20 protein-coding genes and 3 pseudogenes are annotated in these 22,803 nt (G+C 59.9%); 9 read left to right on the top strand and 14 right to left on the bottom strand.

The annotated features are described in order from the left end of the window. Positions 1-371 precede the first annotated feature (371 nt). Positions 372-494 (top strand): annotated as a pseudogene (locus V7676_RS14725) (AlpA family phage regulatory protein); the annotation flags it as partial. A gap of 248 nt (positions 495-742) precedes the next feature. Here V7676_RS14725 and V7676_RS14720 read toward each other — a convergent pair. The 4 genes from V7676_RS14720 to V7676_RS14705 form a co-directional block, all read right to left on the bottom strand. After that, a complete protein-coding gene (locus V7676_RS14720) occupies positions 743-2,302 on the bottom strand; it encodes a carboxylesterase/lipase family protein (protein ID WP_164089016.1) in 1,560 nt (519 codons plus the stop codon). A 43-nt stretch (positions 2,303-2,345) separates the two neighbouring features. Continuing rightward, positions 2,346-4,589: a TonB-dependent receptor gene (locus V7676_RS14715; RefSeq protein ID WP_100093343.1), complete on the bottom strand. Its 2,244-nt coding sequence runs from the start codon at positions 4,587-4,589 to the stop codon at positions 2,346-2,348. A 104-nt stretch (positions 4,590-4,693) separates the two neighbouring features. After that, positions 4,694-5,872: a hypothetical protein gene (locus V7676_RS14710; RefSeq protein ID WP_123906264.1), complete on the bottom strand. Its 1,179-nt coding sequence runs from the start codon at positions 5,870-5,872 to the stop codon at positions 4,694-4,696. 122 nt (positions 5,873-5,994) lie between these two features. After that, positions 5,995-6,735: a GntR family transcriptional regulator gene (locus V7676_RS14705; RefSeq protein WP_100093345.1), complete on the bottom strand. Its 741-nt coding sequence runs from the start codon at positions 6,733-6,735 to the stop codon at positions 5,995-5,997. A 151-nt stretch (positions 6,736-6,886) separates the two neighbouring features. On the opposite strand from V7676_RS14705, the gene V7676_RS14700 reads away from it, so the two are divergent. After that, positions 6,887-7,897 (top strand): serine hydrolase domain-containing protein, encoded by a 1,011-nt coding sequence (locus V7676_RS14700; RefSeq protein WP_100093346.1) that lies wholly within the window; start codon positions 6,887-6,889, stop codon positions 7,895-7,897. A 108-nt stretch (positions 7,898-8,005) separates the two neighbouring features. After that, positions 8,006-9,652, top strand: a complete 1,647-nt coding sequence (locus V7676_RS14695; protein ID WP_206170022.1) for a long-chain fatty acid--CoA ligase — start codon at positions 8,006-8,008, stop codon at positions 9,650-9,652. 360 nt (positions 9,653-10,012) lie between these two features. Here the strand turns inward: V7676_RS14695 and V7676_RS14690 are convergent, their stop codons facing one another. From V7676_RS14690 to V7676_RS14680, 3 genes are all read right to left on the bottom strand, one after another. Next, the gene (locus V7676_RS14690) at positions 10,013-11,038 is read right to left on the bottom strand and encodes an IS110 family transposase (RefSeq protein ID WP_100093347.1); all 1,026 of its coding nucleotides are present in this window, start codon (positions 11,036-11,038) and stop codon (positions 10,013-10,015) included. A 371-nt stretch (positions 11,039-11,409) separates the two neighbouring features. Next, positions 11,410-11,964 carry a TIGR02444 family protein gene (locus V7676_RS14685; protein WP_100093348.1) on the bottom strand — a complete coding sequence of 185 codons (555 nt, stop codon included), beginning with the start codon at positions 11,962-11,964 and terminating at the stop codon, positions 11,410-11,412. Between the two features lie 75 nt (positions 11,965-12,039). After that, entirely contained in the window at positions 12,040-12,900 is an 861-nt protein-coding gene (locus V7676_RS14680; RefSeq protein ID WP_100093349.1) for an alpha/beta fold hydrolase, read from the bottom strand. 127 nt (positions 12,901-13,027) lie between these two features. On the opposite strand from V7676_RS14680, the gene hpaH reads away from it, so the two are divergent. From hpaH to V7676_RS14665, 3 genes are read left to right on the top strand one after another with little or no spacing between them, the layout of a single operon-like run. Beyond that, a complete protein-coding gene (hpaH, locus tag V7676_RS14675) occupies positions 13,028-13,882 on the top strand; it encodes a 2-oxo-hept-4-ene-1,7-dioate hydratase (RefSeq protein WP_100093350.1) in 855 nt (284 codons plus the stop codon). A gap of 9 nt (positions 13,883-13,891) precedes the next feature. Further along, positions 13,892-14,686, top strand: a complete 795-nt coding sequence (locus V7676_RS14670; RefSeq protein WP_100093351.1) for an HpcH/HpaI aldolase family protein — start codon at positions 13,892-13,894, stop codon at positions 14,684-14,686. Then, positions 14,683-15,855, top strand: coding sequence for a CaiB/BaiF CoA transferase family protein (locus tag V7676_RS14665; protein WP_100093352.1), 1,173 nt, complete (start codon positions 14,683-14,685; stop codon positions 15,853-15,855). Before V7676_RS14670 ends, V7676_RS14665 begins: the two co-directional genes overlap by 4 nt. 7 nt (positions 15,856-15,862) lie before the next feature. On the opposite strand, the gene V7676_RS14660 is transcribed toward V7676_RS14665, so the two are convergent. Both V7676_RS14660 and V7676_RS14655 read right to left on the bottom strand, forming a co-directional pair. Beyond that, positions 15,863-16,186 carry a hypothetical protein gene (locus tag V7676_RS14660; RefSeq protein ID WP_240616885.1) on the bottom strand — a complete coding sequence of 108 codons (324 nt, stop codon included), beginning with the start codon at positions 16,184-16,186 and terminating at the stop codon, positions 15,863-15,865. Between the two features lie 256 nt (positions 16,187-16,442). Further along, positions 16,443-16,715: a hypothetical protein gene (locus V7676_RS14655; protein ID WP_100093353.1), complete on the bottom strand. Its 273-nt coding sequence runs from the start codon at positions 16,713-16,715 to the stop codon at positions 16,443-16,445. Between the two features lie 68 nt (positions 16,716-16,783). Here V7676_RS14655 and tnpA point away from each other — a divergent pair. From tnpA to V7676_RS14640, 3 genes and pseudogenes are all read left to right on the top strand, one after another. Continuing rightward, a pseudogene (gene tnpA, locus V7676_RS14650) lies at positions 16,784-16,972 on the top strand (IS200/IS605 family transposase); the annotation flags it as partial. 65 nt (positions 16,973-17,037) lie between these two features. Then, positions 17,038-17,208 (top strand): annotated as a pseudogene (locus V7676_RS14645) (IS110 family transposase); the annotation flags it as partial. A gap of 285 nt (positions 17,209-17,493) precedes the next feature. Next, positions 17,494-17,703 (top strand): hypothetical protein, encoded by a 210-nt coding sequence (locus V7676_RS14640; RefSeq protein ID WP_240616887.1) that lies wholly within the window; start codon positions 17,494-17,496, stop codon positions 17,701-17,703. A 74-nt stretch (positions 17,704-17,777) separates the two neighbouring features. Here the strand turns inward: V7676_RS14640 and V7676_RS14635 are convergent, their stop codons facing one another. From V7676_RS14635 to V7676_RS14615, 5 genes are read right to left on the bottom strand one after another with little or no spacing between them, the layout of a single operon-like run. Next, a complete protein-coding gene (locus tag V7676_RS14635) occupies positions 17,778-18,134 on the bottom strand; it encodes a c-type cytochrome (RefSeq protein WP_100093355.1) in 357 nt (118 codons plus the stop codon). 32 nt (positions 18,135-18,166) lie between these two features. Then, positions 18,167-19,633 carry an FAD-binding oxidoreductase gene (locus V7676_RS14630; protein ID WP_100093356.1) on the bottom strand — a complete coding sequence of 489 codons (1,467 nt, stop codon included), beginning with the start codon at positions 19,631-19,633 and terminating at the stop codon, positions 18,167-18,169. Positions 19,634-19,651: 18 nt separating this feature from the next. Beyond that, positions 19,652-19,876 carry a non-oxidative hydroxyarylic acid decarboxylases subunit D gene (locus V7676_RS14625; protein WP_100093357.1) on the bottom strand — a complete coding sequence of 75 codons (225 nt, stop codon included), beginning with the start codon at positions 19,874-19,876 and terminating at the stop codon, positions 19,652-19,654. Then, on the bottom strand, positions 19,873-21,327 hold the full coding sequence (locus V7676_RS14620) for a non-oxidative hydroxyarylic acid decarboxylases subunit C (protein WP_100093358.1): 1,455 nt from the start codon (positions 21,325-21,327) through the stop codon (positions 19,873-19,875). The genes V7676_RS14625 and V7676_RS14620 overlap by 4 nt, the downstream gene beginning before the upstream one ends. Then, a complete protein-coding gene (locus V7676_RS14615) occupies positions 21,324-22,784 on the bottom strand; it encodes an aldehyde dehydrogenase family protein (protein WP_100093359.1) in 1,461 nt (486 codons plus the stop codon). Before V7676_RS14615 ends, V7676_RS14620 begins: the two co-directional genes overlap by 4 nt. Positions 22,785-22,803 lie beyond the last annotated feature (19 nt).

Raw genomic sequence — 22,803 nt, 5'->3', positions numbered from 1 at the left:
CGGCGTTACACCGCAGGCCCATATCCTGCTGTTCATGGTTAGCAGCGGCGATCATGCAATTGCCGGGCTGCAATCGGATCTCGTACAGTTCTTCGAGGACTTCACCGGCGAGCTGCCGGCTGCACTCGAACGTGTTCTTGGCAACCAGGTCCACGATGTGAGACCGCATTGGGCCAAAGGCACAGTGCACCGTGTTGCCCGGCTCCTGTCCGACCACATCGATGAGCTCGAGCGCAGGGATGCTCTTCTCGGCGAGGCGTTTACGCACGGAGGCTCTCATGGGTGAGGAAGATGATCGGGTGGCGAATCAGCCACGACGCAAGACTCGGCTCATCCGGCTGAAAGAGGTGTAGAATAGCGTCGGTCTTGGGCGCTCGATCATCTATCGCTGGATGTCGGAGGGCAAGTTCCTGAAACCGGCCCAGCTTGGAGGGTATGTCGTGGCGTGGGCGGAAGATGAGATCGAGCGCTGGATTTCCGTCAGACTGGAATGATCATCGACGAGCTCGGCTGCCAGCGTGCTGCGAACTCAACCAAGGCGGCCCGCATCATGCGTATGCGGTGGACTCGACGGTCGGGCCTGCGGCGGTCGATTGGCTTCAATCTATACGCTGTCCGCAGAAGCCGACCCTCGTCAACGCGCCGACTTCACCCATTCGCCTGGCGCAGATTCTCCCTGCTCGTGTGCAAGGGTCGGCAAGAAACATCTGGGTATCACTTTCGCGAGACACTCGTGTGAAGCCTAATGAACGGCTCGAGCTTGCTCTGCGTGAACCTTCAGCAAATGATCGAGCTGTGGCTTACGAAATTTCGACACGACATGGGTCGTCGTCGCGAGTAGGGCAAGGTGGTCCGTGGCTGCGTCATATCGTGGCCAGTCGGGCGTGAGCGAACAACGCGGCACCCCGCTCTTTGCAAAGGCCACCCAGCAGGAGGACAACTCGGCGCTGAAGCGGCGGTCGGCGGCGCTTACGGATCCGGTAAGCGACGCGAGATAATCGAGCGTGCCGAAAACGTAAGGAATTTCGGACCCGTGCGCCGCACCCTGCACCCGGTCGCGGCGCCCTTCGGCGACATAGTCGAAATGATAGAGATAACTTGGTGCGCCGTGCTGCGTTCGCCCAGCAAGCCACCGTGCCGGGGCCACGAACCAGGCATCACCCAAAACCTGGCGAGCCAGTTCGTCGTCCGCGAGCCCCGCGCCATACGCTGCGCGACCGACGCCGGTATCTTCCCCCAGAAAAGCAAGTGCAGCGGCGGGCGGTACCCCCATCGCAAGGATTACGCTTGCCTCGTTACTGTTCGCCCCGACCATTAGCGGGACATCCACCGGTTCGGCACGCGCCATTGTCCGCCATGGCGATTCGCGCACCAGCTTTCCATCGATGAAGGGGCCAATCATCGCACCCGGCGCACGGGTTTTACCTGCCGCCACCAGCGCCGCGACCGGCAGAGCGCGCAAGTCATCCGCGCTGGCCGAAGCTAGTGCCCCAGCACTTTCCGCAAAAGCCAATCCCCGCTTTTCCTCATCGGCAAGGATCCGAAGGTCGGTGAGTCCGACCCCAGACTGGACTATCGCGCGTGCGAAAAGTCCTTTGGCCTCGCGATTCGCAAGAATTGTCGAGAGTGCGATCGCGCCGGCGGATTCGCCGAACAGTGTGACCTGCTGCGGGTCACCGCCGAATGAAGCGATGTTCGCCTGGACCCAACGTAGCGTAGCCAGCTGGTCCATCAGCCCATAATTTCCGATCGCCTCCTCTTGCGGAGATGCCGCCGTCAATGCGGGATGGGCAAAATAGCCGAGCGGGCCGAGACGATAATTTATTGTAACCAGAATGACGCCTTGCTGGGCGAAGGCCGACCCGTCAAACACAGGGAAGGTACCCGACCCAATCACATGCGCGCCCCCGTGCATCCAGACCATTACCGGAAGGTCGCGGGCACCTTTCGGCCGCCAGATATTGAGCTGGAGACAGTCCTCCGATTGCTTTTCGGCGATGCCGCCCGCAATCAGCGGCGGACGTACTGTCTGCGGACATGCCGGACCGATGACCGAGGCATCGCGAACGCCTCGCCAGCCTGGCGCAGCCTGGGGCGCACGCCAGCGCAAGGGACCAGTTGGCGCGGCCGCGTAAGGAATGTTCAGGAATCGCTCGACAAGACCGTCAGTTGCTCCGGCTAAACGTCCCTGCTCGCTAGTTGCGTGCGGTACGTCCGCAGCCCGCGCGGCCGCGCTTGCGGTCGTCAGTGAAAAAAGTGCAGAAATAATGATAAAAATCGGAGATCTAAACGTTGGCTTCATTTCGAGATCCGTTTTCCTGTTACTTCGCGTGGCCCGGAGCGGATCAGAATTTGACACGACCTTCGATCCCGATAACGCGCGGCTGGCTGTAGCGGTTGATCGTCGGTGCCTGAGCGACGAAGTAGATTTTGTTGAACACATTGTTGGCGAAGGCGGACAGGCTGAAATCGCCGAACTCGACTCCGGCCCTGAGATTGACGAGGACATAATCGTCGAGATCGACCGAGGTTGCCGTGAGTTCCTGCTTGCCCCCCCATTGCCCGCTGACAAGGACATTGCTCGTCAGGGCGACATCTTTGCCCACCGGATAGCGCAGATTGAGGTTAGCCGAGGCGAGCCAGTCGGGGACCTGCGCAAGGTCGAGACCATCAAAGCGGCCGCTTTTGACCTCGCCGCCTTGGCGCGAGCCGCTGAGCGCAAGGCGTCCCGAACCCTCGCCGAGGTCGAAGCCCTGGCTGTATTCGGCCTCGATGCCCCAGCTTTTTGCATCACCGGCGTTGGTGAGAAAGGCGACCGCGGCGACCGGACAGGCCGCATTGGTCAGCGCGCAGCCATCGTCGACCTGTGCGATCAGATCGTCGAGCACGGTGTAGTAGCCTGCGATTGCGAAATAGCCGCGGCGGATCGGAGTGCCCTTGATGCCGAATTCATAGGATGTGCTGCTCTCGTTACCGAACAGGACCTGTACCGGACTCGGTGCGCGAGGGTCGGATAGTCGCGTGTTGAAACCACCGGCGCGGTAACTGCTCCCGACCTTGCCGTATGCGAGAACATCTGCCGTAACCTTCTGCGAAAGCGTCGCATTGTAGGAGATATTGTCGGCGCTGATGCTATCGTCGATGATCCGCGCGGCCCCCCCCGTTGGGAGTCCCGTCGCGAGATCGTAGAGGCGGGCTGTGATGCTCCGGCTGTCGCGGGTGTAACGAAGCTCGCCAGTGAGGTTGAGGCTTTCGGTAAGGTCGAAGCCGAGCGAACCATAGGCCGCATAGCTCTCGAAATGGAGCCGCGCGGGAGCGATATTGCCGGGCGAGGAATTGGCAAGCGTTTGCGTACGAGTTGTGGTCACCGAAAAGTCACTGTCGAGCAGCAGCAGATCGGCACCGACAAGCCAGGTCAGACGGTCGCTTGATCCGCTGACGTGAATGTCCAGCGTGAAATTGTCGGTGGTATCGACCACGAAGGACGAAGCGCTGGGATCGATGGGGATCAACGCACCGATCTGGCCCGCCGCCCGCGCGCGCGCGAGCTCGGCCGAACTCACCGCGTCATTGTCGAGGTCATACTCTGAATGACGCTTGCGGAACGAAGTCGTCGACGTGAGATCCGCGCCGCCTAGATCGATACGGAAAATCGCCTGCAGCCCATCTACGTCCTGGCTCGCCCGCGGCGGTGTGCTCCAGGGATAGCTGAAGCGATCTTGGGTGTAGCCTCCTGGAAAGCCCGGCGTGCCGGCTGGAATGGATATTTGATAATGGATCGCAGGCGTGGTCAGCCGTTGCGTCTCGGCCATGAAGATGGCGTCGACGGGGCCGCGCTTGAGGCGCAGCTGGCCACGAAGTCCGTGCCCTTTTTGCTGATCGAAATAGACATCGTTGCCGGGATTGTAGAAGAAACCCTTGTCCTGCTCGACAAAGTCCGCGCTGAGCCGAACCGCTAGCCCCTCGGCGAGCGGGACATTCGCCGCACCCTGAAGCTGCAGGTTTTCGTTCTCGAAACCATAGCGGGCACTTGCCCAGCCTGAGACATCGAATTCCGGCTCGGCCGAGATGATGTTGATCGCACCGCCAACCGCGTTCCGACCGTAAAGTGCACCCTGCGTCCCGCGCAGCACTTCGACTCGGCCAATGTCGAGGAGGTCGAGGCGCGTAAAGTTTCTGCCACCCACGGCGCCGCCCGCGATATAGGCACCATTGCGATAGAGGCCGACGCTCGGATCTCCGTTAGTCGCCCGAGCGGTCGACGATGCACGGATGGAAATCTCGGACGTGATCGACGAGTTCAGATTGTTGAACCGGACGCTGGGCTGATCCGCGAGCAGTTCGCCGGTGCCGGTCGCGCCACCGCGATCTGCGAGTGAGGCGCTGTCGATTACCGAGGCTGCCGTGGGAACATCCGCGAGCCGCTCTTCACGACGCCGCGCGGTAACGACGATCGTGCCGTCATCCCCAGCCACCATCGCCTCCTCCGCAGGGAGAGCTTCGGCCGGTCGATCCTGGGCGAATGCGTTTGGACTTGCCGCTACCCAAATGGCGGACGCGCAGAAAAAAAAATGCGCCTTGCGCTTCATAAAGTCTCTCCCTTTTTATAGTAATTATTATCGATAATATTGTACAAAATCGCGCGCAAGTCAAGTCCGAAACGCGCAGCACGGCAGTGCCCCGATCCAGCTGCTTATGGGACGATAGCGGTCAACAGGTCGCGGAAGCCCCGCGCCGTTGCAGCGAGGGGGTCAGGTGTAACGGTCGATAAATCATCGGTTGCAGCGTGGTGATGACGGTGCGCACCAAAGATGCCGGCATGACGCGAGTAGCCGGCCTTGATCACTTCGGAAAGTTCGCCCGCTGTGCCTTCAGCCGAAGGATAGGCCATTTCTATTCCTGGTTGCCCCTTGAATGTCTCGCGCGCACGCGCGACAAATTCGGGCGACGTCAATATGAAGCGATAGGGATCGGCGCTCGGCAGTGGCAGCAAGCGCCCCGGCGTTTCGTGATAATCGCGCCCTGCGGCATTTGCGCCGAGATGTAACCAGAAATCGGTTTCGCGGGGCGGAGGGCCGACGTTTCTGATGATTTGGCCGGCACCGAGATTCTCGTATTCATGCCCGCTGTTACATAAGAACAGCAGGCTGTGCTGCGGGAACGCGCGCGGCATCCACTCTGAGAGCGCGAGCCAGATCGCAATGCCGGGGCCCCGCTCGCCCACGCAGTCTGTCCAGCCGGAGCGTGGCGTCGAAACGACGAGCCAGGGGCGCCTCGGGCGAATGAGGCGCCCGATGACATTGTGCGCAGTGCGAGTGCCACCTTGGTCACGGAGTATCAAGTTGGCCGCAACACCATGACGCGCGGCCTCGATCACGGGGCCAGCAAGGCGCGGCGCCAGCAAGGCGAGCGGCCGCTCCGAAACGAATCGGTCGGCAGGAGTATTAAGCAGCAGCGCTTCGCCCGTAGGACCGGTGGTCACGAGAATTACCGCGCTCGCGCCGCGAGTCAGCGCGTCGGCGAGTGGCTCGCGAGCATCGTGGTCGGCTAGGCTCGACCAGCGACGGTAGGGCAAGCGCACCACGGCGATCGTCCCGTTAAGCGGGCCGTCAAATTCAGAGAGGCGGAGCGGCCCATCCAGTCCTGCCGCGCCCGTTTCGACGGCCAGCGGCTGTACCACGAGAGGCACCTTGAGATGGCCAAAGGTAATTACGCAGTGCGAGGGCTCGAACCATGGCACATCGAACGACTGCAACTCGACCTTCAATCCGGCGTGGGCCAATCGTTTCCGCGTCCAGTCCGCAGTCCAGGCATCACCCGAGCCACCGGATTGCTTGTTACCCGCCTGGGCGTAGACTCTGATATCCGCCATTAAGCGCTCGGCGCCGAATACGCTTCCTTCGCTGGAATCCGCCGCAGCAGATTCGGCTTGCAATGTTAGCGGGACCGCGAGTCCCACTTTAAGGAGCGTGCGGCGGTCGGTCGGACACCGGCTCACGTCGCCTTCGCGCGGCGGCGCCCCGGCTTGGGTTTCTTGTGCCGCGTCTTATATTCCTCAAGTGCCCGTCCGAAGCTGTCTTGCGTCACGCCTATCAGGTCGCGTGCGGTCGCATCGGCGGCATCGCCGCTGCGCGCGATGATGTGCCGACAAAGCTCCTCATAAAGCACTGCCGATCGCATCGCCGCCTTGTTGCCATGCGTCTCAATGTAGCTGTCGGTATAGACATTGTGCTGCCAGCGGGCAAGAAGAGCGACTCGGTCAAGCAACTCGAGCGCAAGGGGTGCATTGCTGCGCTTGGCGATGAATCGGCCGATGCGGTTAGAGATCTTTATATGCTCGAAGGTGTCCCCGGTGCGCTGGGTTACATCCTTGTATTCGACGAGCCGGAGCATGAGTTCGCGTCCGTCGCGATCGGTCATTTCGGCCGCCGCAAGGCGGCAAACGACGCCGAACAGTGATTTCCACAGCTCATAGACCTCGTTCGCTGCGTGTTCGTCGATTTCGATTACGTAGGTACCACGCCATGGCACCACCTTGACGAGGCCGATTCGTGCGAGATGGCGGAACGCCTCGCGCACGGGCGCGTGACTCACACCGAACCGCGCAGCGATTTCCCTTTCCCGTAACCAGGAACCCGGAGGGATCCGCCATTCGACGATGTCGTCCGTCAAGAGGCGTGCAATCACCTGGTCCTGAGTCGGCGCGCTCTCGTCGTTCGTCTTCGTCGCGGCCATTTCTTTCCATTCGGCTTTCTTCGCTCGCGACGCGCTCCATTTGTCGGCGCGCGCGAGGATTCGATTATTGCGGAATCAATTATTGATTGCGGAATCAGTTATTATCGATAATAACTGCAAAAGACAAGTATCGGAATGGAGATATCTCAGCGTGCACAAGCTATGGATTGCCGCGACTGCCTTCGCAACGTTGATGGGGGCAACTGAAGCACAAGCAGGCGCCCCAACACAGGCAACCTGCACGAAAGCGATCGCCTATTCCGATGAAAACAGGGGCGTTGCGGTGCTTGTTCTCAAGAACGGGCTCGTCCTGTGCGCCTCTTCGCAAACAACCGAGCCACATGAACTTTGGTCCGGCACCAAGAGCCTCGTTGGCTTGATGGCAGCAGCGGCCGCTCAGGATGGTCTGCTCAATCTGGACGAGCGCGCGGCGGAAACTATCACCGAGTGGGAAAGCGACCCGCCGAAAAACGCGATCACCTTGCACCATCTCCTGTCGATGACCAGCGGCCAACCCTCAGCCGTAGGGCACCCTCAGAGTTATGCGGCGTCGCTGAAGATTGCGCTTACTGCCCAACCAGGATCACGCTTCCAGTATGGACCAGCCCCGTTACAGATTTTCGGCGAGATCATGCGTCGCAAGCTCGAAGCTGCGGGACAGGATCCCGATCCACGCCGTTATCTGGAACGGCGTATACTCGGTCCGATCGGCGTGACCGTTGCAAAGTGGCGCAACGGACCAGACGGCAACCCACTGATGCCCCAGGGTGTGACGATTAGCGCAGGGCAATGGGCAAAAATCGGCGAGTTCGTTCGCGGCGGCGGCAAGAGCCGAGGAGCGCAGTTGGTCGATCCCGGCACATTTGCCGCGCTGTTTGAAGGGACCCGCGCCAACCCTGCGTATGGCCTGACTTGGTGGCTTCCACGAACAACGCCGTCTAGGGATGCGGTGACGGCTTCCACCGACATCACGGATCCCAATGCTGACCTGCCGCCAGATATGGTGGTTGCGGCTGGTGCGGGCGACCAGCGGCTTTACGTCATTCCGTCGCGTGGGCTGACGATAGTGAGGCAGGCTCGCCTAGATCTGAGTGCGCTGCTCGCCGGCAGGAAGAGCGAGTGGTCCGATCGGCATTTCCTGTCTCTGATTTTAGTCCAATAGGACCTTCGGGAAGCTGATGCAGGATTTTTTTGCCGGGCATGCGACGCGGATGCAGGGTGACCTCGGAGTTGGCAAAGAGTGGACCGCGCTCTACATGGGAAGACTGTTATGCTGATGGGCTTGATGCAGGAAAGGCCGCTTCAGATTAGCGCCATTCTCGAGCACGCCGCGCGAGCCCATGGTAACCGCGAGATTGTTTCTGAACTGGTCAACGAGCCCGCATGGCGATTTGATTGGCGGTCCTGCGACCGGCGCGCACGGCAGGCCGCGCAAGCGCTGACCGTACTCGGGATCGAAGCCGGCGACCGTATATCGTCACTCGCGTGGAACACCCATCGGCACCTTGAGCTTTTCTATGCCGTGCCTGGCATGGGCGCGGTGCTCCACACAGCGAACCCCCGGCTAAGCGACGAGCAGATCGCATTCACCATTGGTCACGCGGGAAGCCGCATTTTGCTCTTCGACGCCAATCTCTTTCCTCTGGTCGAACGACTTAAACCTTTGCTGGCCAGGATCGAGCATTTTATCCTGCTCGGCACGGCTGCTGCCGAAGCGCCCGATGCGCTGTCGTGTGTCGGCTATGAGAATCTGATTGCCGGGCATAGCGGCAATTTCGACTGGCCCTGCTTCGACGAGAACACTGCCGCAGTGCTTTGCTATACCTCCGGGACGACCGGTGATCCCAAGGGGATTCTCTACAGCCATCGCTCGATCGTCCTGCACGCGATGGCCGCGGGGTTGAGCAGCGCCTTCGGCTTCGGCGCTTTCGATGTGATTCTGCCCTGCTCGTCGATGTATCACGCCACGGCGTGGGGGTTGCCCTATGCCGCAGGCATCAACGGCTGCAAGCTGGTTCTGCCCTGTGATCGCATGGATGGGCCAAGCCTGGCGCGGCTCATTTGCGACGAAGGGGTGACGTTCTCGTGCGGCGTGCCGACGATCTGGACAATGTACCTCGCGCATATCACCTCGAGTGGGCAGGATGTAGGCAAGCTGAAGCGAGTGGTGATCGGAGGCTCGGCCGTGCCACGCGCGATGGCTGAGACCTTCCGTGAGCGCTATGGTGTAACGGTTCTCCAGATATGGGGCATGACCGAGACAAGCCCGCTCGGGGTCATTTCTACTCCGACACCTGCCCTTGCCGCAGAGGGAACCGAGTTTGCCGATGAGGTCCTGCTGACCCGGCAAGGACGGATGCAGTTCGGGATCGAACTACGTATCGTCGACGAGGCCGGAGACTCCTTGCCCTGGGACGGCGAGCAAGCAGGGGCATTGCAGGTTCGCGGCGCTTGGGTCGTCGACCGTTATTACCCCGGAGCCGTAGCGGCAGACCATGCCGGATGGTTCGAAACTGGTGACATTGGCACAATCGACCGCTTTGGCTTCCTTCGGCTCACTGATCGCGCAAAGGATGTCATCAAGTCGGGCGGCGAATGGATAAGTTCGATCGACCTGGAAAATGCGGCAGCGGGCTGTCCCGGCGTGCGGGTTGCCGCGGTGATCGGCGTCCATGATCCCAAATGGGAAGAGCGTCCGCTGCTCGTGATCGAACCACACGACGATCGCGCGCCGACCCGCGAAGATCTCCGCATTTATCTGGCAGCACGCGTAGCGAAATGGTGGTTGCCGGACGAAATTGTCTTTGCCCGCATCCCGCTGACCGCGACGGGCAAGATCGACAAAAAGGCACTTCGAAACAGTTACGGGAACCGCGACTTCGATTCGCCCGTCCGGTGCGAGCCAAGTTCTTTATAGGGTTGCTGCCCATTCAGCACATCATCCTCGGCCGATGACCTCCATCACATCATGGGCGTCGATCAATGGTTGGAATGTCGGAAGGGTACGCCCTCAGATTGGACACATCGGCAATGCCGTTTGTCGGGTACATGGTCGTTTACGCGGTCGAGACGTGCCCGCCGCAGGATAGGTTTTCGAGGGCCGGATCTTCCTATGTCTTCTACGCACGTTGGCTCGGGATGATGCCAAGTGCAGCGCACTTAACGGAATGATCCTGTCCGCGTCCCGACAGGGACGGCTCGGTGCCCACAGCATGGACGCAAACTATAGGGAAGTTCAGATCAGGGCATTGATGGCTTTTCTGTCATGCTACTCTTGTCAAGCCTCGGCAGGGACCGAGCGGTCGAACAGTTCACCTGTTCGAAGCATGGTATGCATGATCACGGCGAGCTTGCGCGCGACCGCGACGGCGGCTCGTTTAAAGCCAATTTTCTCCTTGAGTTTCAAACCCCAGATGCGCAACGCGCTGTCTGCCGTGGTGCGAGTGAGGATCACGACTGCCGCTTCGTACAACAGTCCGCGCAGATGACTGTCGCCACGCCTAGATATATGGCCGTCATAATCGACTTCGCCCGATTGGTAACGCCTAGTCGTCAAGCCGATCCAGGCTCCAACCGAACGCGACTTCCGGAAGTTTTCCGGGTCTTCGATCGCCGCAACGAAGGACGAGGCGGTCACCGCGCCAACGCCAGGTATCGAAGATAACAGTTGGCATTGCTCGCTTGCTCGCGCCGAGGCGATAAGCTGTTTGCTCAATTCGGAGGCGCGGGCGCGGATACCCCGCCAAGCCTCGAGCACCGGCAAGATGATCTGCTCGAGTCCTGCATTGCTTGCCAGCAGGCTACGTACATGGCCCTCGAAAAAGCGCCCGGCGCTCTTGGGAACCACCAGGCCGAAGGTCTTCATCAGACCGCGGATCTGATTTGACAGTTGCGTCGTCGCCCTCAACATCTGATTGCGCGCTGCAACCAGCGTGCGGGTCAGCATGCTCTCGAAGCTCTTCACGCGCACCTCGCGGCAAATGCCGACCTCAGCCAGATGTGCGAGGCCGTCTGCGTCGTTCGCATCGGTCTTATTCGGTGCCATGTCGAGAGCTGCCTTAGCATGGCGGGCATCGATGCAGATTGTCGGCAAGTCTTCCTGCTTCAGCGCGTGATAAAACCAAACCGACAGAGAACCCGTTTCGAGCACAACGCGTTTTACGCTCGGAGCACGCTTGCGAATCACTTCTGCTATTAGTTTAGGGTCAGACGGGCACTTACCGCGCCAGATCCGCGCTCCTCCCTCCCGCACCGAGATGAATGTATCTTTCAAAGATACGTCGAGTCCGATAAACTGTTCCATGGTTGTCTCCTGTTTGATGCTGGGCCCGGTTACAATCGTGAGCCCGTTTTCATCCTATCGGGGGGCAACCAAACTTCCAACGCATCGCAATCGAGCTGCTGTTCCCAACCCCGCGATTAACCGGCGAAAGGCCGCGACAAGTTCGCAGGACCTGGACCGTCAGGCCGAGATTTGATACAACACGTGACCAGCAGACTAATATTGCAAGCGTTTATCGCGAGGACGCTAGTGCGCTCATACCCAGGATGATCGGACGTAGCGATCTCGCGTTCGATTATCTGCATTCGATTTTTAGGCATGGCCTCATCGAGATCTGGCCTTCGGCCAGACCGAACATAGCGATTTTGAGATCGAGGGAATTTTCGACTTTATCAGGTCTGCGAATTCCCCCGCTTCGAAGCCGGCGCGAACGCCCTGACGACCAACTGCGTCAGCAGAGCAGCCGCCGCTTCGGGAGCGGCAATCGCCCGGCGGTAGATTTCGAGACTGGCATGCGCCGCGCTTTCCGGCGAGGTTCGATGATCCACAGAGGCTGGCCGCGAAAGATCAATTAACGCCGACTGGACCTGGCGCTCTGATTTCAGTTCGACTGCCTTCAACGCTGCGTAAAGCTTCGTCAGTTCGGCTGCCGGATCCGTGTCTGTCGCTTTGTCGATGTACCGTCGCACCCATCGCCTGGCGTCTCGCAGCGGGTGCACCAGGTTTTCGTTGAGCAGCGAAATTCTGACCAGAACCTCGCCGATCTTGGACTGATCGAGCACCGTACGGGAGCCCTGCGCCGACCAGAGGCAGAATAGCACCGCGTTGACGTCGAAGCCATGCTCATCCTGCAAGGCTAGGCACAACTCGGCGACGTACGGTTTTGCGTACACGTCCAGCGAGAACTGCCAAAATGCCGAAGCAGCAGTCTGATCCCGCTTGGTCATTCCCACACCGGTCCGGGCTGGCAGACGCAGAGCATTGCGCCTACCAGCGCACCCGGTGCCGGAATGCCGGGAGCATCAGAAAGTACGCGCGCCGAAATGGATTTCCATCATCGGCCGCATGACATCCCAACGCTCAAGCTGCGACCAATGACCCGAGCGGTCGAGCACATAGAGCTCGGCGTACTGCAGGTGCTCGATCAGGTAGAGGCTGGTGTCGAGCGGAACGATGCGGTCCTGCCTACCGTGGAAGATCAAAACATTGTGCGGCAGCTTGGACAGGATCGATGGCGGCATGTTGAGCGCTTCGATACCCTGCTTCATTGAATCGATCATCTTGACAGCGGTTTTCATGATCTCGGGATCGGTCGCGATCTTGTAACGGTTGCTGACGATCTCATCCATGCCTTCGAACTTGGCGGCGTCGTGGGCGAAACTGTGCATCAGCTGGCGGTAACGGGACGGCCGCGGATCCGAGTAGAATGACAGCAGGCGCACAAGCTCTGGAGTCCGGGGGCCGGGAGCGCCGATCGACCCCATCAGCACCACGCGGTCGATCCAGTCGGGCTCTTCGCTCATCATCTGAAGAGTGAGCGCGCCTCCCATCGAATTGCCGACGACATGGGCCTTCTCGATCCCCAGCGTCTCGAGCAGGCCGAAGCACTGTTCGACTCGTGTACCGATCCATGCCATGACGTTGTCAGGCCAGGGTTCGGGGATGACCGACTGTCCGAAGCCGATCAGGTCGGGTGCGATCACGAAGAAATTTTCTGCCAGGTCGGGCATCAGGTGCAGCCAGTTGGAACCGGCGTGTGCGCCCGGTCCTGCCCCGTGCAGCAGAAGAATAGCGGGGTTGCTCGGGTCACCTGCCAGCAATGTGTGCGAAGTCAGCCCCCGCCCCGTGATCTTCTCTTCCCTTACGCTCGTGTCGCCTTGCATCCTGTTTCTCCTCTGAAAACTGCGTGTTTCTGCCATGACAGGCCTGTTCGGTGCGGCACGGCTATAGACGACCGTTCATAACTGTGCAATGCATTCGTCAAAGTGGGTTACGGATGAGGAGCAATTTATGAACCAAGATGGCGGTGGTAGCGGAACCGGACCCTGCGATTCGGCGGCGAGTCTTAGCGAGGAAGAGATAGCAGCGTTTGCGGCCGAGCTCGACCAAGCCGAACAGTCACGTCAGCAGATCCGCCAGTTCACGGTGCGCCGACCGGGAATGTCGATCGCCGATGGCTATCGCATCAGCAAACGATGGGTCGACCTCAAGCTCGCTTCCGGGAGAAAGGTCTTCGGTCACAAGATAGGCTTGACTTCACGAGCGATGCAGCAAGCCGCCGGGATTACCGAACCCGATTACGGAACGTTGCTCGACGATATGGTATTCGAACAGGGGAGCGACGTGCCTTTCGACCGGTTCATCACGCCCAAGGTCGAGGTCGAGCTCGCTTTCGTTTTGGGGAAACGGATCGAAGGACCCGGTGCAACGATCTTTGACGTACTCAAGGCGACCGAATATGTTATCCCGGCGGTCGAGATAATCGACAGCCGCACATTTCCCGTCGATCCCGCAACCGGCGCGTGTCGCATAGTGCAGGACACAATCAGCGACAATGCTGCCAATGCCGGGATAATCGTCGGTGGATTGCCGATGCGGCCTGACAAGATCGACATGCGCTGGGTCAGTGCGCTGCTTAGCCGCAACGGTGTGATCGAGGAAACGGGCGTCGCCGCAGGCGTGCTCAACAATCCGGCGAACGGCGTGGCGTGGCTTGCCAACCGCCTTGCTCCTTGGGACCAAACGCTGGAGGCAGGCGAAGTCGTTCTGGGCGGGTCGTTCACCCGCCCTGTCGAAGTCCGAAGGGGTGATGTTTTCAACGCCGATTTCGGACAGTTGGGCGCTATCGGCTTCCGGTTCGTCTAGGGCAAGACTATGCAGACACCGCAAAACCGCTTCAAGGACCAGCTCGGCGACGGTCCGCCGCAACTCGGTTTCTGGTTGGCGCTCGCCAATCCGGACATCGCTGAAATTTGCTCTGGCTTGGGCTATGACTGGGTTCTGATCGATGGCGAGCACGCTGCTCAGACCCTGCCTGCGATTGCCAACCAGTTGCGCGCGGTTGACACCATTCCGGCCTGCTCTGCAATCGTGCGCGTTCCCGGCCACGATCCAGTGACGATCCGCCAGATCCTCGATCTTGGTGCCCCGACAATCATGGTGCCGATGGTCGATAACGCACAGCAGGCAGCGGCAATCGTCAAGGCTTCGCGCTATCCGCCAGCGGGTGATCGCGGTATAGGCGGTGCCCGCGCCGCACGCTGGGGCAGCTATCCCGCTTACGTGGCGGAGGCCAACGAGCGACTGTGCATCATTGCCCAGATCGAGACTGCCGAAGCGCTCGATAATCTGGAGGCTATCGCTGCCGTCGATGGCATCGACGCCCTGTTTGTCGGGCCTGCCGACCTCGCCGCATCGCTCGGCCTGCTTGGCCCCGCCAATGCAACGGCTCTCGCCCAAGTGACCGGAGAAACCCTCGCCCGAATCCGCGCCACCGGCACCCCCTGCGGCATCCTGTCACGTGACGAACGCCTGGTGCAGCAATATCTGGACGGAGGTGCTCGCTTCCTCGCGGTTGGCATAGATTCCTTTACGCTAGCAAAGGCTGCGGGAGACATGGCACGGGACTGGCACAATCGCATCGATGCAGCGGGCAACGGCACAAAATGACGCGGTGTGACTGGGGGCCTGCGCCAACGGAGGCATCGGCAAAACCGCTGAGCGGCATCAGGGTTCTCGAACTCGCGCGAATCCTGGCCGGGCCATGGTGCGGGCAATTGCTGGCCGATCTCGGTGCCGAGGTTATCAAGATAGAACGCCCCGGCAGTGGTGACGACACCCGCCACTGGGGCCCGCCGTTTGTGATGTCGGATGCGGGCGAAAACCTGGGCGCGGCCTATTATCATTCGGCCAACAGGGGGAAGCGGTCCATCGCGGTTGATATCACAACCGCCGAAGGTCAGGATATTGTCCGCAGTCTTGCGGCAAGCGCCGACATCATGATCGAGAATTACAAGGTGGGCGGGCTGGCCAAATACGGGCTTGACCATGCAGCCTTATCGCGGATTAGCCCGCGCCTTATCACCTGCTCAATCACCGGCTTCGGGCAGACCGGGCCTTATGCCCACCGTCCCGGATACGACTACATCGCCCAGGCCATGGGTGGGCTCATGTCAATGACCGGCGAGCCGCAGCGCGAGCCGCAGAAGGCTGGCATTGCGGCCGCCGACCTGTTTACCGGGGTCTACAGCGCGGTGGCAGTGCTGGCAGCGCTCAACCAACGGCGTGAATCAGACGTCGGCGCACATATCGACATGGCACTGCTCGATACCCAGGTCAGCGTCATGGGCAATCAGGCGCTGAACTGGATGACCTCAGGGGTGGTGCCGCGCCGGGTCGGCAACGGCCATGCCAATCTGGCACCCTATCAGGCCTTCCCGACCCGCGATGGAGATCTGATCATCGCGGTCGGCAATGACGGCCAGTTCGCCGCCCTTTGCCGGGTGCTGAATATTGCGCTTGACCGGGACGAGCGCTTCAGCACCAATCCCCAGCGGATTCGCAATCGGGTAGAGTTGATCAAGGCTATCGAAGAGATTACAACACAATGGAACCGGGAGGAACTTTTCGAGTTGCTCGAAAATGCAGGAATTTCTGCCGGCCCGATCAACGAGCTGGACCAGGTATTCGCCAACCCGCAAGTCATTGCGCGCGGCATGGCGATTGAACGTGCAGGACGTCCCGGAGTGGCCAGCCCGATCGTCATTGACGGTGTCCGGATGGTATCAGACCGACCTGCGCCCGGGGTTTCAGAAGAAATTGGGTCCGATTTTAAATAATTCCGGATCAACCGTGCGATTGCGCGTCGCCCGAATTGTCGAACAGCTTCCCTCGCTCGCTGTACAGAACAAGCGCCAGAGTCATGAGACCTACCGCGACGAGTGAAATGGCCAGCGCGCGCGGAGTACCATTGTAGGCGAATCCGATCAGCCCTCCCGGCCCGGCTCCTACGACCAGCCTGAATAAAGACTGGACCGAAGCGCTCGACCATGGCCGAGTTGGCAAGGTTGTCAGCACCATCCTGAGATTGCCGAGCAGCTCGCGGCTACGCGCGCCTGTCCGTTTGCCAGGCGGGAGAGTTTTGTCGAGACGAAAATAATTCCAACACATGCCCTCAAGAGCCAAGATGGCGATCGCAAATGATCGCGAGGGGCAAGACAGTCAATCCGGACGAAACAAATCCAATTAGGCCGCGCAGGCATAGGACCCATCCAGAAGTCTCGAACGAGTGCCGAGGCACAGCACGCATACGGCGGAAAGCGCTCCCAAAAGGCTGAGATGGTGCATCGGCGGTACTCGTCTGAACAAGGTGCCGTAGGTTACATAAAGCCCGACGGTCGCGATCGCGACCAGGTCCCCCGGTTCATCACCCCCATGTGAAATCGCTCGGATCACCCTTTGTCACTATCCGACGATTCCCAATACGGAGAGCAGAGCCCATCCTGATGCTGTGCATTGCAATCGCATCATCGAAGAAGAGCGCAGGCAAGGCCAGCATCGGGATGCGCATGGCCGACTGCAGAAGCAGGTTGTCGATCGCAGTCGTGTATTGAAGGCTCCAGTAGACCATGTACGTGGAAGCTCCGACACCGATCAAGCCCAATATGGAAAGCTGGGCACCTCCAAAAACCTCTCGCATTTATTGTCTCACCTTTGGAGTAAACCCACCAGCTTATAGCTGGTATAAGGGTTCAGCCGATAGTGCTTATGCCATATTCACGCGGCAGCCACACGGCTTTTCATCACCGTTATCACATAGTCTGGGCGCCAAAATACCGTTTCAAGGTGCTGCACGGCGAGGTGCGCTTGCGGGTGCGCGAGATCATCTGGCAGGTTTGCAACGAGCTGGGCGTGATCATCATTCATGGCGCTCTGTCGCGCGATCATGTCGATATGTTATGGGATGGACGCCTCCTGTTTTCCGATCAATATTAAATGATCTAATGGAAAGGAGAAATACGATGACGATTCAATTACTGGCGGTAGATTTGGGGAAGCGATCATTTCATATGCACGGGATCACTGCTGATGGTGTAGTGGTTTCTCGCAAGGTAAGCCGCTCTAAGTTCGAGGCAGCTGGACGGGAAATACGTTTGGTGAATCCCCGGTACGAGCGACGGGCGGCTACAGGATAGGTGCGTCCAAAATCCAGGATCGGAAGCCAAAACAGGCGAATATGGATCAAATATCAGCCGGACAGGCGTGCCGCGCATCATGCCGACGTGAAACATGGCTCCAAAGCGTCAAATCATTAGGTTGATGGAGGTGCCCAGCTCCCCGAAATCCCCGAAACCAACGCCAGTAAGGCTGCGCCGGAAAAGGTTATCGAGCATGCCCGTGCGCACAATCTGACGATTCGCCAGCTCGCCGCAAAGGCTGGCAGCTATGCGGGGCTCGCCTTTGTCGGTACCCCGGTATTGATCGCCGACGAAATGGAGCTTTGGCTGGAAGAGCGAGGGTCAGACGGCTTCGTTGTCATGTTGCCCTTTCTGCCGGAAGGACTGAACGATTTTGTCGATCTTGTCGTTCCCGAATTGCAGCGCCGGGGCATTTTCCGCAAGGAATATGAAGGTACCACCTTGTGCGACCATTTTGGCTTGCAGCGTCCCGAAAATCGCTTTTTCTGACCCGGACGTGATCGAGCGCGCCGTCTGATATGGACGGCGCCACCTGCTTCTGAAACAATTGGCGCTTTGCGCGCCTATTTAGCCGACTTCGCCGGAACCGGTTCAGGTGGCTTTGCACTCATGATATGTGCATAAATTTCATCGATCTCAGCATCGCTCAGCTCGGTCGGGCGGAACGGCGGCATCTCGATGAGTCCTTGCCGCACGATCATACGCAGATAGTCGAGTTCAAGATCCTTTCGGCCGATCAGTGAAGGCACCGGTCGCTCTAGCTGCTCAAGCAGCATTGTTCCAGGATGACCTGGGCCTGGAGCGTGGCATCCGGCGCACATCAGCGCGTAATTTTCCGCGCCATCGGGCTTCTTGACCTTCGCCTCGTCTGAGCAGGCGCTCAGGGTGGCGAGGAGCGACATGGCAATTAGTTTTTTCATTATGCCTCTAACTCGATTAATTGCACGACAGATCAGGCTGACGCAAACAGCGCGGTTGGATCGAGAGCCTTTTTGACTCTCGTGTGAAGCGTAGATAGTCCGCCCGAAGCGAATGTCTTGTCGACCGTGGCGCGCAGGCCCGGTTCGGTGAATACCTGCCCGAATCCGGCTTCCGCCTGTGCCCCGATCAAGGCTTCGGCACAGGCGCGAGTGCGCGCTGCGCTGGACTTGTCCGAGCCAGTGCTAGGGAGGAACTGGCGGTGGTTGGCTGAACGCCATATGGCGACAGCTTCACTGACCATATCGAAACCATGTTCTGCGCAGGTATCGCGTGAAAGCTCGTAGAGACGCATCGCGTCTTCACCATCGACCGGGCTAACCGGGTTGACCGTCAGCGCCTGGTTGCCGCTCCACTGCGCGATTGCTGCCGGAGGGCTGGCCACAGCGCCTGTCATAGTCCCCATTCGCCATGACCAGAGCCGGGGATCGACACCCCGACCGTCTGCGATGACTTTCGCCCCGGGGACCGATCCGAAGGCACCGTTGACGAGATCCCACAGGATCGAGACGTTGTCTGGCAGCCCGTAGAGCGAGCCGTAGAGATTCCAGTACCCCAAACCCAGCGCCTTGCCAGCCGCTTCGACCGCGCTGGCCGCCATCGGGCCCTGACCGGCGTAGTCGCTGCGCTTCTTGCCGAGCAATGCAGCTTCATGCAGGGCGTTACCCACAGCCACGCCATTGGCCACGACCATGTTCAGCTTGAGTGGGCCGAGCACATCGAGCAGCGGAGCCAGCCCGTCCTCGCTCTCCACGGTAACCATGAACGTCTTGAAAGCAGGCGGTTCCGGCATCAGCCACGTGCCGACCTTGGTTGGCACTGCGAAATCGGATTGTGTGAACAGTCCGTCGACCCACGGGCCGTATCCGAACTTGAACAATTGCCAGCAGGTGCTTTTGGGCATAGCGCCCATGCCGGTGCGGACCAGCCTGCCATCGGCGAGCATGACTTCAAGGCCGCACTGCATCAGACTATGATCCGAATAGGGTGTGTAGCCCGCGCTGCGTTCCACGAAGCTGGCGGCCACGCTCTCGTCGGGATTGCCGGGGAAATCCACCCACAGCTTGAAATTCTTGCTTTTGATATGGGCATCAAGCTCGCGGAAGGTGACTCCGGGTTCGACCAGGCAGTAAGCCAGGTCCTCGTTCACCTCGAGAATCCGGTTCATGCGCTGCAAATCGAGCACGATAACCTTGTCCAGCCCGGTTTTCTCAAGTCCGTGCGCGCCATTACAAACAGGCTGCAATATCCCGCCAGCGCCTTTCGCCGCACTTAGCGCAACTGCCAGCTGCGCCTCATTTGCGGGCAAGACCACGCCGGCCGGAATGGCGAGGGGTGTGGCGTAGCGGGCCAGGACAGCGGGCGATCGGTCGACCGCTCCGGTGCCCAGAGCCGCTTCAATTGCTGTCAGTGCAGCCGCCTGGCGAGCCTGATCTATCATCCTTGTTTCCCCATTTGCCTATTGCTGAAGTATTTTGGGATAGCGATCGAGATTCGCAGCATCGACGGCGAAGTCCGCCGAACGCACCCCGGCCCCGATGGTGCTGGCCGGTTCGCTGTCGCGCCATGAAAAACAGCAGGTCTTGCAGCGGAGGATCGTCCAGACGACCGAGTCTTCTTCGCGCCCCCGATAATCCTCGATTGCACCGGCACTTGAACAGCGTGGACAGAGCGTATCACTCATTTTGCAGCTCCTTGCTGAAGTATCCGGATCGCCTTGCTCAGTGCATCGATGTCCGGACCGGTCGGCGGGTTGACAAGATGCGCTTCGCCGATGGGGTCGGGGCGCATAAAGCTGGTCGCGTCAATGATCAGCCGGTGGCCCTTGCCGGGCACGACTGCGGACGGATCGATCGGCACGGCGGGCATGTTGGGCAGCACGATAATATCGTCAGCGCGGGTACGCGTTGACAGTGCCCACATCACCTGGTTGAGGTCGAAGGGGTCGACATCGGCATCGACCATGATCAGATTCTTCAGGTACATCACACCGTGCGGCGTACTCAGCGCCCGCATGGCGACAGTCTTGGCAAAGCCGGCCATCCGGTTCTTGACTGAAATGATCCCGGTCAGACCATGTTGATAGAGGGCGTTGACAGCCGTGACCTCTGGAAAATCCTTGCGCAACTGTGCATATATCGGCGCCGACGTGTGCAATCCGATCAGCGTGTCGTGCTCGGTCCAGCCACGGCCGATGTAGATATTTTCGAAAATCGGATCCCGGCGATGCGATACTGCCGTGACCTTGAAGAGCGGGGCCTTGCGGACCCCGCTGTAGGAACCGGGGAATTCGCCGAACGGTCCTTCCAGTACGCGCTCGCCCAACTGCATTTCCGCTTCGATAACGATTTCGCTGTCCGCAAGAATATCGACACCATTGCCCGATTTGGACAGCCTGATCGGCGCGCCCATCATCGCAGAGGCATAGGCATATTCGGATTCCTCGTAGCCGATCGGCGTGGCTGCGAAAACAGCGAGTCCCGGGTGGTTGCCGAGCATGACCGCGATCTTCAGCGGCAGGCCGGTGCGTTCGGCGGCCATGATTTGCCGACCCATGTCGTGCGACGGAATAGTCATCAGGCTGAAGCAATCCGGGCCTTGCAGTTGCAACCGGTAGATGCCGACATTCTGTTTGCCAAAATTTTCGGGATCTTCCGGATCGCGCGATGCTACCGATGCCTTGCCCAGAAAGAAACCGCCATCATATTCGTTGATGCGATAGACCGGAAGGATATCGTAAAGATTGATCCCGCTTTCGGTCCGGCATTCATGGACCGGTGCCTGCCCTTCGGGAACGTAACTGATCTGGGCTTCGGCATCGCCCCAGCGGCCGGCGATCTCGAAGAACAGTTCGCGGATTGTCGTGCCCTTCGGGCGTCCCAACAGCAGCGCGATATTGTCCCACGAACCGTGGACACCGACCACGGTCCGCTTGCCGGGATAGCCGACCATATTGTCGAATATGATCGCCGGCGCGCCATTGGCGTCGCGTGAGGCCGCGACCGCGATATTGCGCAGGTCTGGTTCCGGCATCACCCGCTCGCTCCAGGTGATTGCCTGGCCTTCGCTTTCGAGAAGTTCCAGAAAATCCCGCAATGAGGAAATGTCGCGCGCTCTATTCGCCAGATCGTTCATATTCGTTTCCTTGCATCGGTCGCTTCAGTGGCCGCTGCGGACTGGATAGTGACCCATTTCCACTCGGTCATGATCTCGAGATCGGCCTCGGTGCCCTCGCGTCCGAACCCGGAGGCCTTGGTTCCCCCGAAGGGAACATGGGGTTCGTCGTACAGGGTGGGCGCATTGATGTGCACCATGCCGCTTTCGGCTTGGTGAGCAAAGCGCAAGGCCTTGTCGAGGTCGCGCGTAAAGATCGAGGCTGAGAGGCCGTATTCGGTATCGTTCGCCAGTTCGATTGCTTCGTCGAGCGTGTCGAACGGGTAAAGCGACGTCACCGGCCCGAAAGTTTCTTCCGCAAAGACCGTCATTTCCGCAGTAACGCCGCTCAGCACCGTGGCGGAACAGCAATTGCCGCTCCATTTGGCACCGGCGAGCACTTTGGCCCCCTTGGCGCGGGCATCATCGACGTGGCTGCGCACCCGATCGCGTTGCCGTTTGGAGATGATGGGACCCAGCATGGTCGTCGGTTCCCGCAGATCGCCCGTTTTCGCGCCTGCCGAAGCAGCGGCAAAGGCTTTTGCAAATGCGTCAAAAATGGAGCGTTCGACATAGATGCGCGATGCGCCCATGCACACCTGGCCCTGGTACATGAAAATACTGAACAGTGCCGCGCCAACTGCTTTCTCCAGGTCGGCATCTGCGCAGACGATCAGCGGGCTCTTGCCGCCTAGCTCGAGCGTATATTTCTTGAGGTTCCTGGCCGCGATCCCGGCGATGTGCTTGCCTACGCGCGAGGATCCGGTAAAGGTGATCGCAGCGACATCGGTGTGGCCGGTGAGAGCATCGCCGATCTCGGCACCATTGCCGTAGACGATGTTGAACAGGCCATCGGGAACGCCCGCCTCGTGCCACAGCCCGGCGAGAAGATCGGCAAGGCGCGGCGCAGCCTCGGATGGCAGCAGCACGAATGCGTTGCCGGTCGCCAGCGCCATGGCCGACTGCTTGATCCCCTTGATCAGCGGAACATTGAAAGGAGTAATGCCGGCGACCACGCCCACGGACTGGCGCAGGCTCATGCTGAAGCGGCCCGGTGTGTCAGAAGGGATGGTTTCACCTCGAACACGGCGCGGAACCCCGGCGGCGGCGCGCAGGAAACCGATCGCGAACCGGGTCTCGAACCCTGCCTTGGCGATGGGCGAGCCGACCTCGTCGATCAGCACTTCCTGGAATTTGGCGACGTCGCGTTCCATGATTTCCGCAGCTTTGAACATCCAGCCTTCACGGACCGCGGCGGGCAGGTCGTGATGTATGCGGAATGCAGTTGAGGCTGCCTGAACCGCGCGGTTGACGTCGTCAGCCGTGCCGGCAGCTACCTTGGCGTAAACACTGTCATCGACCGGGTTAAGGTCGTCGAAATAAGCGTTGCTTCCCGGCGCGACATAAGCTCCGCCAATCCAGTGTTCCAAATTCTTCATCGTCCTGCAATCCTTAATT

This window comes from Parasphingorhabdus sp. (genome assembly GCF_036963805.1).
Lineage (GTDB): Bacteria > Pseudomonadota > Alphaproteobacteria > Sphingomonadales > Sphingomonadaceae > Parasphingorhabdus.
This window is presented reverse-complemented; position numbering and strand designations above follow the sequence as displayed.

Bases quoted from the DNA above. Each gene is read 5' to 3' on its own strand.
- V7676_RS14720 (WP_164089016.1), bottom strand. From the start codon at position 2,302: ATGAAGCCAACGTTTAGATCTCCGATTTTTATCATTATTTCTGCACTT.
- V7676_RS14715 (WP_100093343.1), bottom strand. From the start codon at position 4,589: ATGAAGCGCAAGGCGCATTTTTTTTTCTGCGCGTCCGCCATTTGGGTA.
- V7676_RS14710 (WP_123906264.1), bottom strand. From the start codon at position 5,872: ATGGCGGATATCAGAGTCTACGCCCAGGCGGGTAACAAGCAATCCGGT.
- V7676_RS14705 (WP_100093345.1), bottom strand. From the start codon at position 6,735: ATGGCCGCGACGAAGACGAACGACGAGAGCGCGCCGACTCAGGACCAG.
- V7676_RS14695 (WP_206170022.1), top strand. From the start codon at position 8,006: ATGCTGATGGGCTTGATGCAGGAAAGGCCGCTTCAGATTAGCGCCATT.
- V7676_RS14690 (WP_100093347.1), bottom strand. From the start codon at position 11,038: ATGGAACAGTTTATCGGACTCGACGTATCTTTGAAAGATACATTCATC.
- V7676_RS14685 (WP_100093348.1), bottom strand. From the start codon at position 11,964: ATGACCAAGCGGGATCAGACTGCTGCTTCGGCATTTTGGCAGTTCTCG.
- V7676_RS14680 (WP_100093349.1), bottom strand. From the start codon at position 12,900: ATGCAAGGCGACACGAGCGTAAGGGAAGAGAAGATCACGGGGCGGGGG.
- hpaH (WP_100093350.1), top strand. From the start codon at position 13,028: ATGAACCAAGATGGCGGTGGTAGCGGAACCGGACCCTGCGATTCGGCG.
- V7676_RS14670 (WP_100093351.1), top strand. From the start codon at position 13,892: ATGCAGACACCGCAAAACCGCTTCAAGGACCAGCTCGGCGACGGTCCG.
- V7676_RS14665 (WP_100093352.1), top strand. From the start codon at position 14,683: ATGACGCGGTGTGACTGGGGGCCTGCGCCAACGGAGGCATCGGCAAAA.
- V7676_RS14660 (WP_240616885.1), bottom strand. From the start codon at position 16,186: ATGTGTTGGAATTATTTTCGTCTCGACAAAACTCTCCCGCCTGGCAAA.
- V7676_RS14655 (WP_100093353.1), bottom strand. From the start codon at position 16,715: ATGCGAGAGGTTTTTGGAGGTGCCCAGCTTTCCATATTGGGCTTGATC.
- V7676_RS14635 (WP_100093355.1), bottom strand. From the start codon at position 18,134: ATGAAAAAACTAATTGCCATGTCGCTCCTCGCCACCCTGAGCGCCTGC.
- V7676_RS14630 (WP_100093356.1), bottom strand. From the start codon at position 19,633: ATGATAGATCAGGCTCGCCAGGCGGCTGCACTGACAGCAATTGAAGCG.
- V7676_RS14625 (WP_100093357.1), bottom strand. From the start codon at position 19,876: ATGAGTGATACGCTCTGTCCACGCTGTTCAAGTGCCGGTGCAATCGAG.
- V7676_RS14620 (WP_100093358.1), bottom strand. From the start codon at position 21,327: ATGAACGATCTGGCGAATAGAGCGCGCGACATTTCCTCATTGCGGGAT.
- V7676_RS14615 (WP_100093359.1), bottom strand. From the start codon at position 22,784: ATGAAGAATTTGGAACACTGGATTGGCGGAGCTTATGTCGCGCCGGGA.